This window comes from Simiduia litorea (genome assembly GCF_042853465.1).
Taxonomy (GTDB): Bacteria; Pseudomonadota; Gammaproteobacteria; order Pseudomonadales; family Cellvibrionaceae; genus Simiduia; species Simiduia litorea.
Genome location: NZ_AP031497.1, coordinates 1,407,944 through 1,423,117, shown reverse-complemented (window position 1 = coordinate 1,423,117; position 15,174 = coordinate 1,407,944). Strand labels below are relative to the sequence as shown.

The window sequence follows — 15,174 nt, the reverse complement described above, 5'->3', positions numbered from 1 at the left end:
GGGAGCCGTGGTTAATTAGCGGGTTGTGCCAGACAATAAAGGCACGAACTTTACCGGTTCAATGCTGCGGGTGACAAAGGTATCTGAGTCGCCATCACGCATTATTAATTGCAGTTCCTGTTGATCGCCACCAACGGGAATGACCAATACGCCACCTGGCGCCAGTTGTTGCTTAAGACTTTCAGGTACCACTCTCGGCGCTGCCGCACTCAAGATTGCGTCGTAAGGTCCTTTTTCAGGCCAGCCAAAGCCGCCGTCGGCATGTTTCAAGAAAACATTGCGCAAGCCCAGTGTCTTAAGTCGATCGCGCGCTTTATCTTGCAGGGGTTTGATGCGCTCAACGCTGTATAATTGCTTAACCAATTGCGCCAAAACCACAGTTTGATAGCCAGATCCGGTACCTATCTCCAATACTTTATCCAACTTACCCGAAGCGCCCACTAACAATTCCGTCATGCGCGCAACAATGTATGGCTGAGATAATGTCTGACCAAAACCAATCGGCAGGGAAGAGTCTTCATAGGCTCGATGGGAAAGCGCCTCGTCCAAAAAAATATGGCGGGGCGTATTGCGAATGATGTCGAGCACCTGCTCATTGGTAACACCCTGCTCCATCAACCGCTGAATCAGGCGCTCGCGGGTGCGCTGAGAGGTCATTCCGACACCCTGCAACATGAGATTAGTCACGCATTAACTCCCAAATTCATTCTTGTTTTTCATTGTCGTTCGAGGGCCAATGCCTCTTCGCATCGCCGTGAACTATATCACAGCAAACCAAAATGCCTTATTCTTCTACGAGTTCTAAATCAGCAATTTCACGTAACAGCGAGGTGGCAAACTGGCCCGGTGCTAAACTAAATTCAAGCACCAAGTGCTGCCCCTCCCAGCGCCAAGCAAAATCGATCGGCGTTTGCACCAGCGCCCGACGCTCTTGACTCAAGCCCGCATGCTCCAAGCCGTCGCACCAAGCCTGCCAAGGCGTCAAAACATCTGCTTCAAACTCACCTAATAGACCTGTTGCCAGATTCCGGCCGCGCCCCCAAAGCGGACCACTGGCATAGGGCTGCGGCTCGCCGTCAAGCAATGCCTGCCAATCCGCATGCGCCACGCGAGCAGCCAATACTTGATTAAATACCCAGCTCCGAGCGGCCGATAAAACCATGCCCTTTTGTTGCGGGTTTTTATTGCGCACCCGGCGGGAAAACAACTCATCAACCTGATGTAAATTCGCTTGCTCCCGACCAAAGCGCTGCTCGCCAAAGTAGTTGGGCACGCCACCCTTCTTTATAGCGAGCAATCGCTGCTCTATACCGTCAGTATCGCCCTGAACATCGCGCAGCCGAATAATAAATTGATTCGCCGCGTGCTCCCCCCTACGTAATTTCTTATTGTGCTGTGTGTGTGACAAATATTGGATGGTATCGCCGTTGAGCAGTCGCCAATCTATGGCTTTTGGCTTAGGCAAATAAACACTAAACCATTGCCGCGTAACCGCGCGACGATCTTTCAAGCCACAGTAGCCAACATCCATTGGCTTTACCCCAGCTATACGGGCAATCTGCTTGGCAACCCACGGCGTATTGTCGTCGCGCTTTAACACTTCCAACACAACGTGCTCACCATCACCGGATGCCTCAAACCCTAAGATCTCATTTACCACGAAATCTTCACACTCGGTACGAAACTTGGCGCTTACCGCTGGTTTACCGTAGGCAAAGGGGAAATCAATCGAAAACGTAGAGGGCTCAGTCACTCAGCATTCTCCAACAACACAACGGCGTAGCAGGCAATACCTTCTTTGCGCCCGGTAAAACCTAACTTTTCCGTGGTTGTTGCTTTAATGTTAACTTGATCGATGTTCAATCCGAGATCCTCGGCGACGTTGCTTACCATGCGCTCAATATACGGCGCCATTTTCGGCGCCTGAGCCACAATGGTCATATCGGTATTGGCGACACGAAATCCTTTCGCTTTGACCTTGGCAAATACCATTCGCAGTAGCGCACGGCTATCGGCATTTTTGTATTGCATATCCGTATCCGGAAAATGCTTACCGATATCACCCAGTGCGCAAGCGCCCAGCAAAGCATCACACAACGCATGCAGTAAAACATCGCCATCAGAATGCGCCACCAAACCTTGGTGGTAAGGGATCACTACACCAGCAATAACAATTTTTTCGCCTTCGCCGAAGGCGTGAACGTCATATCCGTGGCCAATTCTCATGAACAATCTCTATTGGTTGGCTTGCAAAATTAAATTTGCCAAGCGCAAATCTTCTGGGCGGGTGATTTTAATATTGTCTGTAGAACCAGGGATGATTCGGACAGTTTTACCAAGCAGCTCAATTGCACTCGCTTCGTCGGTAATAGCTTGGCTATGTTTAATCGCAGAATTCAGGGCGAGCAAGAGTTCTGAGTATTGAAACATCTGCGGTGTTTGCGCCTGCCATAAATTGGCGCGATCTCGTGTGGCAATCACTTGCCGAGTGCTAGGCTCTACCTGTTTTAAGGTGTCCGCCACCGGTATTGCCAAAATACCGCCGAGTTGTTCAGCCACAACCGTATCGATAAAACCATTTAACAGCTTTGCGGTTAAACAAGGCCTTGCCGCATCGTGCACCAAAACCCAGTCCGATGACGCAACCTTTTCTGCAATCGCGGCTAAACCACACAACACTGAGTCGGAACGCTCTGCACCGCCTAAGGTTTTAATTATGTTTGACTGTTTCAAGGATGGCAGTTGATCAAACTGAACATCATCAGGATGCAGGCAGACGACAATTTCGGCGAGATATTTGGCGCGCAGCAATACGCTCAGCGTTTGCTCTAACACCGTGGATGCAGCTAACGGCAAATACTGCTTTGGCACAGCCGATTCCATGCGAGCACCAATGCCTGCAGCAGGAACAATAATCCAAATTTTCGGTGGCTGAGTGGCTGGCACTAGCGTCGACCTTTATCTTTTTCGATGAGCATATAGAAGGTTTCACCCTCTTTTATCATGCCCATTTCAAGCCGTGCTCGCTCTTCAACACTATCTAAACCAGACTTAAGTTCTTCTACCTCTACCGCTAACACACGGTTGCGCTCGCGCATTTTTTCGTTTTCGGCCTGTTGGCTAACAATATCGTCCTGCAAGCGGGAAATTTCCGCATAACTACCCTCGCCCACCCAAAGGCGATATTGCAGCCCTACGATAAGAGCGATAAGAAGGGGTAGAATCCATTTCATGACAATAGATTTTTACATTTTTAGTTATCGAAAACAAAAAACGGGCAGCAAGCTGCCCGTCCTTATCACACTAGCAATTAAGCCTTGAACTCTGCACGCCCACGGTAAGGCGCCTTAGCACCTAGCTCCGCTTCAATGCGCACTAATCGATTATATTTTGCAACGCGATCAGAGCGACACAGTGAACCGGTCTTAATTTGACCAGCCGCCGTAGCTACGGCCAAATCAGCGATGGTTGTATCTTCAGTTTCACCGCTACGGTGTGAAATCACCGCGGTATAGCCTGCGTCCTGTGCCATCTTGATAGCATCTAAAGTTTCAGATAAAGAACCTATCTGATTAAACTTAATCAGAATTGAGTTGGCGATCTTCTTCTCGATACCTTCACGCAATATTTTGGTGTTGGTTACAAATAAATCATCACCCACTAGCTGAACCTTGTGGCCGGCTTTGGTCGTTAAATCTGCCCAGCCCGCCCAATCGCTCTCATCCATACCGTCTTCGATCGATAAAATCGGGTACTTGTCGGCCAATCCACTTAGGTAATCGGCAAACTCAGGCGCGCTAAACACCTTGCCTTCACCCGCCAAATCGTACTTGCCATCTTTATAGAACTCAGATGACGCACAATCTAAGGCTAGGGTCATATCTTCACCCAACACATAGCCAGCTTTGGCAACAGCTTCGCCAATAATTTGCAGTGCAGCTTCATTGGACGGCAGGTTAGGTGCAAAGCCACCCTCGTCACCCACAGCAGTATTTAAGCCGCGCTCTGACAGCACTTTCTTCAGTGCATGGAATACTTCCGCACCTTGACGCAGTGCTTCAGTAAAGGTTTTCGCCTTCACGGGCTGGATCATAAACTCTTGAATATCAACATTGTTATCGGCGTGCTCACCACCGTTGATAATATTCATCATGGGCACAGGCATAGTGTACTTGCCGGGCGTGCCATTTAGTTCGGCAATGTGCGCATACAAAGGCATACCCTTCGCCTGCGCCGCCGCTTTTGCAGCCGCTAACGACACCGCCAATATTGCATTGGCGCCGAGTACGGCTTTGTTTTCCGTACCGTCTGCTTTGATCATCGCATTATCAAGCGCGCGCTGATCGGTCACATCCATACCAACAACCAAAGCTTTAATGGTGGTATTAATGTTATTAACCGCTTTTAAAACACCCTTACCTAAATAGCGGCTCTTGTCGCCATCGCGCAGCTCTAGCGCTTCGCGCGATCCGGTGGACGCGCCACTCGGTGCACATGCGCTGCCAACAATGCCGTTTTCCAACACTACATCCGCTTCAACGGTGGGGTTGCCGCGGCTGTCCAGCACTTCAAAGGCGCGAACGTCAACAATCTTAGTCATCTGTGTAAACTCCAGCTGTAAATCCGTAATATGAGTTGGTTAAAGCTTCTATGAGCTTTTAATCAATGTGCAAATCAGAAAAGCTCTTCACTAAATCATCCACTGCCTTCACTTGAGCAAGGAAAGATTCCAGCTTCTCTAGCGGTAAAGCGCTCGGGCCATCACATTTGGCTTGATCGGGATTGGGGTGGGCCTCTAAAAACAAGCCCGCCAAACCCAACGCCATACCCGCACGCGCAAGCTCCGCCACCTGCTGCCGACGACCGCCGGAAGCTGCACCAGAGGGGTCACGACATTGCAGCGCATGCGTTACATCAAAAATCACCGGCGCACCACCGCTGACTTCTTTCATGGTACGAAAACCCAGCATATCAACTACTAGATTGTCGTAACCAAAACAGGTTCCGCGATCGCACAGGATCACTTGTTCATTGCCGCACTCGCGAAATTTTTCAACAATGTTTTTCATTTGTGCGGGGCTGAGAAATTGAGGCTTCTTAATATTCACCACCGCATTGGTTTTCGCCATGGCCTCAACGAGATCTGTCTGCCGGGCTAAAAAGGCTGGCAACTGAATAACATCGCAAACCGACGCCACGGGCTGGCACTGGTGAATCTCATGCACATCGGTAATCACTGGCACGTTGAATGTCTTTTTGATTTCCTCAAAAATCTTCAAGCCCTCGTCCATGCCTGGGCCGCGGTAAGAGTGAATAGACGAGCGATTGGCTTTATCGAACGACGCTTTAAACACGTAGGGAATGCCGAGCTTTTCTGTGACTTTCACATAAGCTTCAGCAACTTGCATTGCCATATCGCGGCTTTCTAATACATTCATTCCACCGAACAGAACGAAAGGTTTATTGTTGGCAACATCGAGTTTACCGACATTAATAGTCTTATCCATGATCATTCCTTATGCGCCCTTTTCGTGTTGTTCTATAGCCGCTTTTATATAGCTAATAAATAAAGGGTGGCCCTCGCGAGGCTTTGAAGTAAATTCCGGGTGAAATTGGCAAGCCACAAACCAGGGGTGATCGGCAATTTCTACGGTTTCTACCAAGGTGTCATCGGCCGACCAGCCACCAATTTTTAAACCGGCTTTTTGCAACTGATCGACATAATTGTTGTTCACTTCAAAGCGGTGGCGATGACGTTCAACAATCACATCGGCGTTGTAGATATCATGTATTTTAGCGCCGGCAACGAGGCGACACTCTTGCGCACCTAAGCGCATAGTGCCACCTAAATCCGAAGATTCATCGCGGGTTTCCACCTTGCCTTCTTTATCAATCCACTCGGTAATCAAACCCACCACTGGGTGAGGAGACTTCTTGTTGAATTCGGTGCTGTTGGCGCCCTCAAGCCCCAAGACATTGCGGGCGAATTCAATCACCGCAGACTGCATGCCTAAACAGATACCAAGATAAGGTATTTTATTTTCACGGGCATAGCGCACCGCCATCAATTTACCTTCAACACCGCGCTCACCGAAGCCGCCAGGCACGAGAATCGCGTCGGCCGATTCCAGAATTTTTACGCCTTTCTTTTCAACATCTTCCGCGTCGATATAATTCACAGTCACTTTGGTTTTGGTGTGAATACCGGCGTGGCTTAAAGATTCATTCAAGGATTTGTAGGCATCCAATAGATCCATGTATTTACCGACCATGGCAACCGTCACTTCGCGCTCTGGGTTGAGTTTGCCATCAATCACAAAGTCCCACTCGGATAAGTCCGCTTCTGGGCAATCGAGACCAAAACGCTCTACGACAAAGTTGTCTAAACCCGACGCCTTAAGTAGACCAGGAATGCGATAAATGGTGTCGCAATCAGGCAGCGGCACAACAGCGCGTTCTTCGACGTTGGTAAATAGGGAAATCTTGCGGCGCGAATCTTCATCCACTTCCACTTCAGAGCGGCACAGCAATACGTCGGGCTGTAGGCCGATGGAACGCAGTTCTTTTACCGAGTGCTGTGTCGGCTTGGTTTTGGTCTCGCCGGCCGTGGCAATATAAGGCACCAGCGTGAGATGTATCAGCAGCGCACGATTGCTACCCAACTCCACCTTAAGCTGACGAATAGCTTCTAAAAAGGGTTGTGATTCGATATCGCCAACGGTGCCACCCACTTCGACCAGCGCGATATCATAATCAGCGCCGCCTTCAAGCACTCGGCGTTTAATCTCATCGGTGATATGGGGAATCACCTGCACGGTGCCGCCTAAATAATCACCGCGGCGCTCTTTGCGCAACACGGTTTCATAAACGCGACCGGTGGTGAAGTTATTGCGCCGCGTCATATTGCTCTTCAAAAAGCGCTCGTAGTGACCCAAGTCTAAATCGGTCTCTGCGCCGTCGCCGGTAACATACACTTCACCGTGTTGAAACGGGCTCATAGTGCCCGGGTCAACATTAATGTACGGGTCCAGTTTTAGGATGGTCACTCGCTGACCCCGAGCTTCCAAAATTGCGCCCAAAGATGCCGAGGCGATGCCTTTACCCAAAGATGAAACGACACCACCGGTAACGAAGATATAACGGGTCATGAGAACCTTTTTCCAGAACTAAGAGCAGCAAGAACATCGTCAATACTGCGGTGTTTAAAGACAGCTGGGCCATGATCGAACAACAACACTCAACACACACCTGTCTGCGCGCAGAGTATTGCAATTAAAGACCAAAAACCCTGGGCTGGCTCACACCACACAAATGCACAAAACGCCAGAAAGCCTCACCGTTATCCGGTGCTTTCTAACGAACAATTGCGGTTGGGAGGAATCGAGAGCCACCACCCTAGAGATGGGACGCCAGACTACCAGAAAAGGCTTCTAGCCTCAATCGGCTTATGCATTTGAGTGGCTAATTTGTGGAATTTCCCACGTTAACAAGTAGCCATTTGGGATCAGATCACCGGCACTTTGCTCCAGCCACAGATCGCCAACCGCCAATACCACCTGACCGTCGCACACCAGGGGCAGTTGATTTCGCAACCAAGGCGGTAAGTTCACATCTTGAAGCAGTTTCTTCAGGGCCTGCGAGTGAGCTCGGCCAGCTGGGTGCGATCGCTCGCCCTGAGCACGGGCTCGCACTAGCCATTTACCGGATGTCGGTAGAGCCAGACCATAAGCGGCCGACCTCATGGCAACAACCCCACCGCCAAACTGAATGGGCTGATTGGGCCCAAGCTCAACAGCAACCTCGGGCGTCGGTGCAAGCTCCTGAGTACAAAAAACCCTGCCTTGATAGCGCCGCAAATGCCTGTTCGCGACCTGCACATCGACCTGAGCATCCGCTCTAGCATGGCTTAATTGATCTAGCAGCTGAGTAAGCTGGGCACTGGTTAGGGCTAGGTCCAAACCGGCCAACCAGTAGCGCAGCAAATTTTTCGCTCTTGGGGCGGAAAAACGTTGAACAAAGGCCAAACTCAGGGAACTGCCAAACTTGTCTAGCTCGGCCGCCTGCGGCAAAGTATTAAGATCTTGTGCCGCCAACTCATCCAACAGCTCTGCCGCCTCGGCCAAATGGCTAGCTGTCGCACTCCAGCGCTGGGTAAAGCCATGCCAGCGCTGCGCCATAGTGGGTAGCACCTTGTGGCGCAAAAAATTTCGATCCAGCGAGGTATCTGCATTCGAATCGTCGGTGACCCAGTCAAGTTGGTGCTGGCGGGCATATAACGCCAATTCAGCACGAGAGCAGCCGAGTAAAGGTCGAATAATTTGCCCCCTGACACGCCCCTCGATCAACAGCGGCGACACCGGCAACATACCCCGCAAACCATGCACCCCAGCGCCACGCAGGAGCCGTAGTAGCAAGGTTTCAGCTTGATCGTCTCGGTGATGGGCCGTCAATAACACGCTATCAGGCGCTAGGCATTGACTGAATGCGGCAAAGCGCGCCTGTCGGGCAGCATCTTCCAAACCGCGTCCCTCAGGCATCACATCAACCACTTTGACCACCAGCTCAACGGCCAATTTATCGCAGGCTAACTGGCAGTGGTCTTGCCATTGGCGCGCATAAACCGACAACTGATGATTAACATGAATCGCTTTAACGTTCAGGCCGCTCTGGCTCAACAGGTGCAGTAGCACCATAGAATCTAAGCCACCAGACAGAGCCAGCCACAGCGGTTGCTGCTGGGGTAAGTGTTTTAAAAGCGTTTCAACGGATAAGGGCATATTGGTGTACGACAATCACAAGGCCTGCAGAATAACGAATTCACGCCCTCACTGGCCAGCATTGGGCTTATCTAACGATGCAATGAAGTTGGCCTTGGTCATGCATATTACGCAATGTTCCTAGGCCAACCTACATCAATCTCGAGCCAAACGGGTTGCCAACTTGTGTCAATTAAGGCCAACCGTGAACCCACACCCGAAACCGACACCTGAAACCAATATAGACCGAAGAGAGTAGAGAGATCGACAAGTCACACTAAGGCGGCCTTAAAAAAATTGCTCACAGGCTTTGGTTGACTCACCGTCTCACCGAGCGAGAAAACGACTGCCATTGAAGCGCCCTTGCTCGATGGCCGCTCAACTCACAGCTCAACCCAGCCAGCCCAAACCCGCATCTTTTCCCAACGTCTGCCGCTATTGGTGTCCCAGCTTAGCCTCACCCTGCGTCTGGAATTGCCAAAGCAAAAACTGAAACACCTACTAGCAAATTATTTCAGCACCAGGTTTTACAAGGTTTTCAAATACTCCAACAATTCCATTCGCCCGGTATGATCCAAGGCTGGCAGAATTTTCCCATTTGGCTGTGCGGTTTTACCGGCGGCATACTCATGTCCACTATTGTGGTTGCCATAAATGGCGGTATCGAACGCGAAGCCAGCGTAACCCTGTGATCGAAAGCCCACTTTCTGCGGGTCAAACTCCCTCGAGCCCACCCTAAAGTCATTCGGTCGGCACTCGTCCTCAACGAAATCAGCCGCGTCGCAAGCCGGCAGTAATAAATCGTACAGCGTCGGCACTGAACCGTTGTGCAGATAAGGGGCGGTAGCCCAAATACCGTTCAGCGGACGCGCTTTATAGGCGCGCAGAGAATCATAAGGCATAGCGGTTGTATTGGGTGAGTAATCGCCGCGCTTTATGCTCGGCTTCACTTCGTTTTCATTAATCGTCAATAAAAAATCAAACGCCCGCTCAGCCAACCACTCAACCCACGTTTTATCTGGGTCTCGCTCCAAAATGACATTGCGCGTGGTGTAACTGAGCAAACCCGCGATAGGCGCACGGGGCTCGAGATATAATTCGCCCACCTCAGTATCCACATAGCGTCCCTCGATAATGCCACTACCGCCAGAAAACTCGACACTGTTGGCGGCCATTTTGTTATCGGTGCCCACCTTATCGTAATGAGATAGCTTTGCGATCACCCGACGCTTTGGGTCGTCCCTGACGATATCGTCATGGCAGGCGGCGCAGTAGGCAACGAAATGTTTACGCCCTTTGGCCGCCATCTCACGATTAATGTCACCCAGATATTGCTCTGGCCATTGCGGCGAGGTTAACGACTTTAACTGTTTTTCTACCAAGCGCAGATTGCGAATATCTAAGGAGGAAGTGAATTCAATATGGCCCTTGGAAAACGATTGCTTGTTAATCAAGGCCATTGGATTAATGCCAGAATTATGCTCAAAGTCCAATGTGCCAAACACACCAATAACTTGACCGGCGTTGCGCCCCAAAGGGCCAATGCTGGCATTCTGCACAATGCCATTCCACTGTACGTAATCGTGATGAGGAATATCCCACAAGAAGGGATAGCTCACTGGCGCATCAGCCGGGTTAAATAAATCGTTTAGCAAATTTAAACGCGCTTTCAAACTCACACGTTTATTTAACTGAGCAATTAATAAATCGCGATCTTGATTGCGAAGCAATTCGGGCATAGGTGCCATAGCGGCAATAAGCTCTGCTGCATCAGCCGCAGGTAGGTGCTGCTTGAGCAGAGGTTCGAGTTGTGATTTGGTGATCAGATGTTCGAGTACGCGGTTATAGATACGACCAAAGGCATCCAAGCGAGCAAAACCATAGTGCGTTAACGCCCGTCCCGTATCGCGCGGCTTGTTCACCAAGTTATAGGTGCCAATACGCTGAGTAAAAATTTCTAGCTCGTGTTTTACCGCGTCGGCAGAATCGTAATCACCCTGTTCAAGTACATTGGAGGTGAATTCTGCGAGTAACTCTGCATTTGCCAAGGTTGCTTCTAAGGACCGCCCCAAGTCCAGCATAAAGTTTTCCATATCAGCCATAGCCGGCCCGCCGTCAATCCGAATACCTTGGCCGCGATAATTAATTTGCGTGGTATGGCAAGCTGCGCAGGTAAAACCAAAATAAGGCTTGCCTTTATAGTTATCCAGCGTCATACCCACGGGTAAACCATAGGGATTAGAACTTGACACCTGCTGCGGTAAATAGCGATAACGCAGTATATGCGCCGGCGAGAAAAAGGGTTGCTGATCATCGGCATGCTTTACATTCAACGCAAAGCTCATGGGCAGGAGATTCGAACCCTGCGAAGTATTATAAAACCACAGGCGTTCGCGATTGCCCCAGCCCTGCTCCAAGTAGGCAATGGTTTTCGCCTCATCGCCAAATCGATCTTGCTCAACCAGAAGTGCGCCGGCATTGGCTTGATTGTCCCAATAATGATAAGCGCGATTACCCGCACCGATCGCCGCCCAAAGGATGACTAGCGCGACAAATGCCAATAAGGCGCGCTTGAGGTAAGAAAACATTTTGCGAAAATCCTGCGACTGAGAGGACATATCAAGCCATCCTTGTAGGTAATTATCTGTAATTATCTTAGGGCGCGCACCTTTTCACCGGAGCAGACACAACAAAGACTATAGCGTCACTTTACTTTTTAAACACCAACCCTGAGCATTCAACGCTAATGTCGAGCATTTCTGACAAACAGTGCTCATCAAAAAATCTGCCCAGAGCCACAGGTGCACGACAGTACCTAATGGACACAGTCCTTCGCGCAGCGGCCACGGTGTGATCGTCACAATTACTAGGCCTGCGCACTGATAATTGATAATTCAATGACCTTGCACTGACTAAATCCAACGACTAAACCACATACGCTGGTAAAAGCCATCCAAACTGATGGGTAAACCTAAGGCCAGAGGCAACCAATAAAGCCAAGCTATGACAATCATCAATAACAGCAGCAGTGACACAGCCGTCATTGCATGGCGGGTCAATTTAGAGGTTAGCGTTAACCTGCCGACACTGAGAAAACTCCACGCCAAGGCAATAAACGCAAACACACTGGCAGGTTCATAGTGGTAGGAAAACAAACAGCGTCGCACCAACACCCAAGGCAAAAAATTTGCCCAAAAACCCAAACAGGTTAACGACAAAAACCAAAAAGATGGCGCTAAAACACCGGATACCAACCACTGACAACACTGGCGCAGCCAAATACCCGTGGCCAGCAATACCGCTAAGAAACTTGAAATGTATAAAACGGGGTTGCCCAGCAAGTGAATAACCGACACATCTTGCGTGCCCGCAATGGGCGCAAACAAATAACTCATCGGCCGGCCTTGATAAGGCCATTGGTACCAAGCTGAACAGTAAGGATGGTCATCAGCACCCACTTCCAACGTGTGAAACGCGCGCATACGCTGATGAATTTCTAGAAAATCCCAGTGCCCTTCCAACCATAAATAAGGCTGCCACCAGAGCCAATACACCAAGCTAGGCACGAATACTAGAAACACCACAACTTGCATGGCACTAGGACCGCTATAACGCAAACCCTGTACGCCCACTACCGGCCGAAGCTGATCTACACCAAATCGCAACACATGCACGAACACCAGCGCGAGCGGCACCAGCCAAAAAGCTAAACCATTCCACTTTATCGCCACCGTCGAGCCTATTAAGGCGCCAGAAAAAACGAGCCAACGCCACTGATAGGCGCCAGAATCATTATCATTGGCCTTAACAAAGGCCCAAATTGAGGCCAGGCCAAACGCCAACATAATGATGTTATTCAACGCCGCACGGGCATCCACCACCAGCACGGCATCGGTAGCGACAAAGAACGCGGCCAACACAGCCATCAACCCACTGCCCGTTAACCGCTTGACGATAGCCGCAGAAAACCAACAACAACTAACCCCCAATAGCGCCGTCAGCCAGCGATAACTGAGCGGATCTATAGCAGACCAAGCGACACTGGCATGGCCATCAACCCAAGGCAATTGGTAATAAAGTGCAATAGCGCCGGCGAATAAGTAATGTGGCAAGGGCGGGTGCACCGTGATGAAAGGCGTTTCCCGTAAGCCATTGAGCATGGCATAACCAAACTGCGGGATATTTACCTCGTCAAAATAGGCGTGATCAATTATACCCAAATGCCAAAAACGTAAAAACGCTGCCAGTAAGAGCACCAGCCAGAGTAATTTTGTAGAATATTTTTCCAGCGCACCGAGACTTAGCGGAGAATGCGGTACCATCATAACCAACCTTTACATTGCCAGTCGCAGGCCTGTTTGCGCTTGCGCCCCTTTCATCAGGAAACTCAGCCATGACAGCCAAACACACAGCGCCTTACGGCACCTGGCCTTCGCCGATAGATGCGCAGATTCTAACACGCAAGAGCGTAAAATTAAGCCGCCCCCTGTGTCTTGGCAACAATACCTTTTGGCTTGAGTCGCGCCCAGAAGAACAGGGGCGAAGCGTAATCGTACGACACAGTAAAGGGCAAACACCGGTAGATATAACACCTCGGCAGGTGAGTGTTCGCTCGAGAGTCAATGAGTACGGTGGCGGTGATTTTTGCCTCAGCGACACCACTATTTTTTATGTTGACGCCAGCGATCAACAAATCTATTCACAAGACCAGCAACAACTAAGCAACATCAAAAAAATAACCCACACACCCAGCAGTCGCTATGCAGATTTAGTGTTTGACACACAACGCCATCGGCTCATCGCCATTCGCGAAGACTTTCCGCATGCGGCGCAAGAATCTATTCACAGCTTAGTCAGCATAGACCTTGTAACCGGGCAACTAGTGACACTTGCCGAAGGCGATAGTTTTTACGCCAGCCCCGCACTCAGTCACGACGGTAAACAACTCGCTTGGTTAAGTTGGAATCACCCAAATATGCCGTGGGATTACAACCAATGTTGGCTCGCTACACTCGATCACCAGGGTGATATAGCGCAAGGAAAAATCATCAGCCCCGCACAAAGTTCTAGTTTCCAACCGCGCTGGTCACCGCAACAGGAACTCTTTTTAGTCAACGACCAATCTGGCTGGTGGAACATCTATCGCGTGGCTATCGACACCTTGAACTGCGCCGACGCAATGACTAATACCGAGGCACTGAAGGCCGTTTTACCACTCGAAGCGGAGTTCGCCACCCCGCAGTGGGTGTTTGGCATGTCGTGTTACGATTTTCTCGACCACAAAACGCTGTTTGTCACCTACACAAGCCAAGGTCAGTGGCAACTCGCCAGCATCGACTTTACCTGCCAACAACCGGCACTCAACAATATCGACAATGACTTCTGCGATATTTCCGCCATCAGTTGTGCCAGCAATCACGGCGAGCCAAGAGCAGTATTGCTCGGAGCATCGAGCGACCAGGCGCAAGGTGTCTGGCAGTGGCAGAATCAGCAGTGGCAATGCTTAAAGCAATCCATTGTCAGCACGCTAGCGGCGGATAACATCGCCTGCGCACAGGCGATTAGTTTTCCCACCACGCATGAAGACCGCGCGCACGGTTTTTATTACCCGCCCACAAACCCCAACTACCAAGCGCCAGCGGAAGAAAAGCCGCCGCTCATTGTACTTTCACATGGCGGCCCGACAGGCGCCACAGAAACGGCATTAAATTTTAAAATACAGTATTGGACCAGCCGCGGCTTCGCCGTATTAGACGTTAACTACCGCGGTAGCACCGGCTATGGCACATGGTATCGCAATCGATTAAAGGGCCAGTGGGGCCTATTCGATGTGGATGACGTGTGCGCGGGAGCGCAATATTTAGTAGCACAGGGGCTGGCCGATGCCAAACGGCTGATTATTAAAGGCAGCAGTGCCGGCGGCTACACGGTACTAGCGGCGCTCGCATTCCGCGATACGTTTTGCGCCGGCACAAGCCTCTATGGCATCGGCGACCTTAGCGCGCTAGCCACAGACACCCATAAATTTGAAGCCCGTTATTTAGATTCACTGGTCGCACCCTGGCCGAGTGGCGAGCACATCTACCGAGAGCGATCGCCCATCCACCACGTGGAAAAGCTCACCTGCCCGGTGATTTTTTTCCAGGGTTTAAAAGATAAAGTGGTGCCCCCGAATCAGGCGGAAATGATGGTTGCCGCCTTGCGCCGACAAAAAATTAGCACCGCCTATGTGAGCTTTGACAACGAAGGCCATGGCTTTAGGGAGGCAAAATCTATTGAGGATCAGCTAGAGCTGGAATTAAATTTTTACGGAAAAATTTTCAACTTTGCGGTGCAGCCGAGCCGCGAAGATTTTCAACTATGTGACGCCTTCTAACGCAGGCAATAGGTTTCACAAAGCCGCTCGGTATATATTCAC

The 15,174-nt window shown here is 50.4% G+C and carries 12 protein-coding genes; 1 reads left to right on the top strand and 11 read right to left on the bottom strand.

Annotation, left to right across the window (positions count from 1 at the left end; genetic code table 11):
* Positions 1 to 15: 15 nt before the first annotated feature.
* The 11 genes from ACGHTT_RS06280 to ACGHTT_RS06230 form a co-directional block, all read right to left on the bottom strand.
* A complete protein-coding gene (locus ACGHTT_RS06280) occupies positions 16 to 657 on the bottom strand; it encodes a protein-L-isoaspartate(D-aspartate) O-methyltransferase (RefSeq protein WP_390594983.1) in 642 nt (213 codons plus the stop codon).
* A 127-nt stretch (positions 658 to 784) separates the two neighbouring features.
* Positions 785 to 1,753 (bottom strand): tRNA pseudouridine(13) synthase TruD, encoded by a 969-nt coding sequence (gene truD / locus ACGHTT_RS06275; RefSeq protein WP_390594197.1) that lies wholly within the window; start codon positions 1,751 to 1,753, stop codon positions 785 to 787.
* The gene (gene ispF / locus ACGHTT_RS06270; RefSeq protein ID WP_390594196.1) at positions 1,750 to 2,226 is read right to left on the bottom strand and encodes a 2-C-methyl-D-erythritol 2,4-cyclodiphosphate synthase; all 477 of its coding nucleotides are present in this window, start codon (positions 2,224 to 2,226) and stop codon (positions 1,750 to 1,752) included. The genes truD and ispF overlap by 4 nt, the downstream gene beginning before the upstream one ends.
* Positions 2,227 to 2,235: 9 nt before the next feature.
* Positions 2,236 to 2,946, bottom strand: a complete 711-nt coding sequence (gene ispD / locus ACGHTT_RS06265) for a 2-C-methyl-D-erythritol 4-phosphate cytidylyltransferase (RefSeq protein WP_390594195.1) — start codon at positions 2,944 to 2,946, stop codon at positions 2,236 to 2,238.
* Positions 2,946 to 3,233 (bottom strand): cell division protein FtsB, encoded by a 288-nt coding sequence (ftsB, locus tag ACGHTT_RS06260; protein ID WP_390594194.1) that lies wholly within the window; start codon positions 3,231 to 3,233, stop codon positions 2,946 to 2,948. The genes ispD and ftsB overlap by 1 nt, the downstream gene beginning before the upstream one ends.
* Before the next feature lie 77 nt (positions 3,234 to 3,310).
* Positions 3,311 to 4,600 carry a phosphopyruvate hydratase gene (gene eno, locus ACGHTT_RS06255; RefSeq protein ID WP_390594193.1) on the bottom strand — a complete coding sequence of 430 codons (1,290 nt, stop codon included), beginning with the start codon at positions 4,598 to 4,600 and terminating at the stop codon, positions 3,311 to 3,313.
* Between the two features lie 58 nt (positions 4,601 to 4,658).
* Complete coding sequence (gene kdsA, locus ACGHTT_RS06250) at positions 4,659 to 5,507, bottom strand: 3-deoxy-8-phosphooctulonate synthase (protein WP_390594191.1); 849 nt, start codon at positions 5,505 to 5,507, stop codon at positions 4,659 to 4,661.
* Positions 5,508 to 5,516: 9 nt separating this feature from the next.
* Positions 5,517 to 7,148 carry a CTP synthase gene (locus ACGHTT_RS06245; RefSeq protein ID WP_390594190.1) on the bottom strand — a complete coding sequence of 544 codons (1,632 nt, stop codon included), beginning with the start codon at positions 7,146 to 7,148 and terminating at the stop codon, positions 5,517 to 5,519.
* 297 nt (positions 7,149 to 7,445) lie between these two features.
* Entirely contained in the window at positions 7,446 to 8,792 is a 1,347-nt protein-coding gene (gene tilS / locus ACGHTT_RS06240) for a tRNA lysidine(34) synthetase TilS (protein WP_390594189.1), read from the bottom strand.
* A gap of 491 nt (positions 8,793 to 9,283) precedes the next feature.
* Entirely contained in the window at positions 9,284 to 11,374 is a 2,091-nt protein-coding gene (locus ACGHTT_RS06235; protein WP_390594187.1) for a di-heme-cytochrome C peroxidase, read from the bottom strand.
* Positions 11,375 to 11,668: 294 nt separating this feature from the next.
* Positions 11,669 to 13,081: a phospholipid carrier-dependent glycosyltransferase gene (locus ACGHTT_RS06230; RefSeq protein WP_390594185.1), complete on the bottom strand. Its 1,413-nt coding sequence runs from the start codon at positions 13,079 to 13,081 to the stop codon at positions 11,669 to 11,671.
* Positions 13,082 to 13,149: 68 nt separating this feature from the next.
* On the opposite strand from ACGHTT_RS06230, the gene ACGHTT_RS06225 reads away from it, so the two are divergent.
* Positions 13,150 to 15,132: a S9 family peptidase gene (locus ACGHTT_RS06225; RefSeq protein ID WP_390594183.1), complete on the top strand. Its 1,983-nt coding sequence runs from the start codon at positions 13,150 to 13,152 to the stop codon at positions 15,130 to 15,132.
* The last annotated feature ends 42 nt before the right edge of the window (positions 15,133 to 15,174 follow it).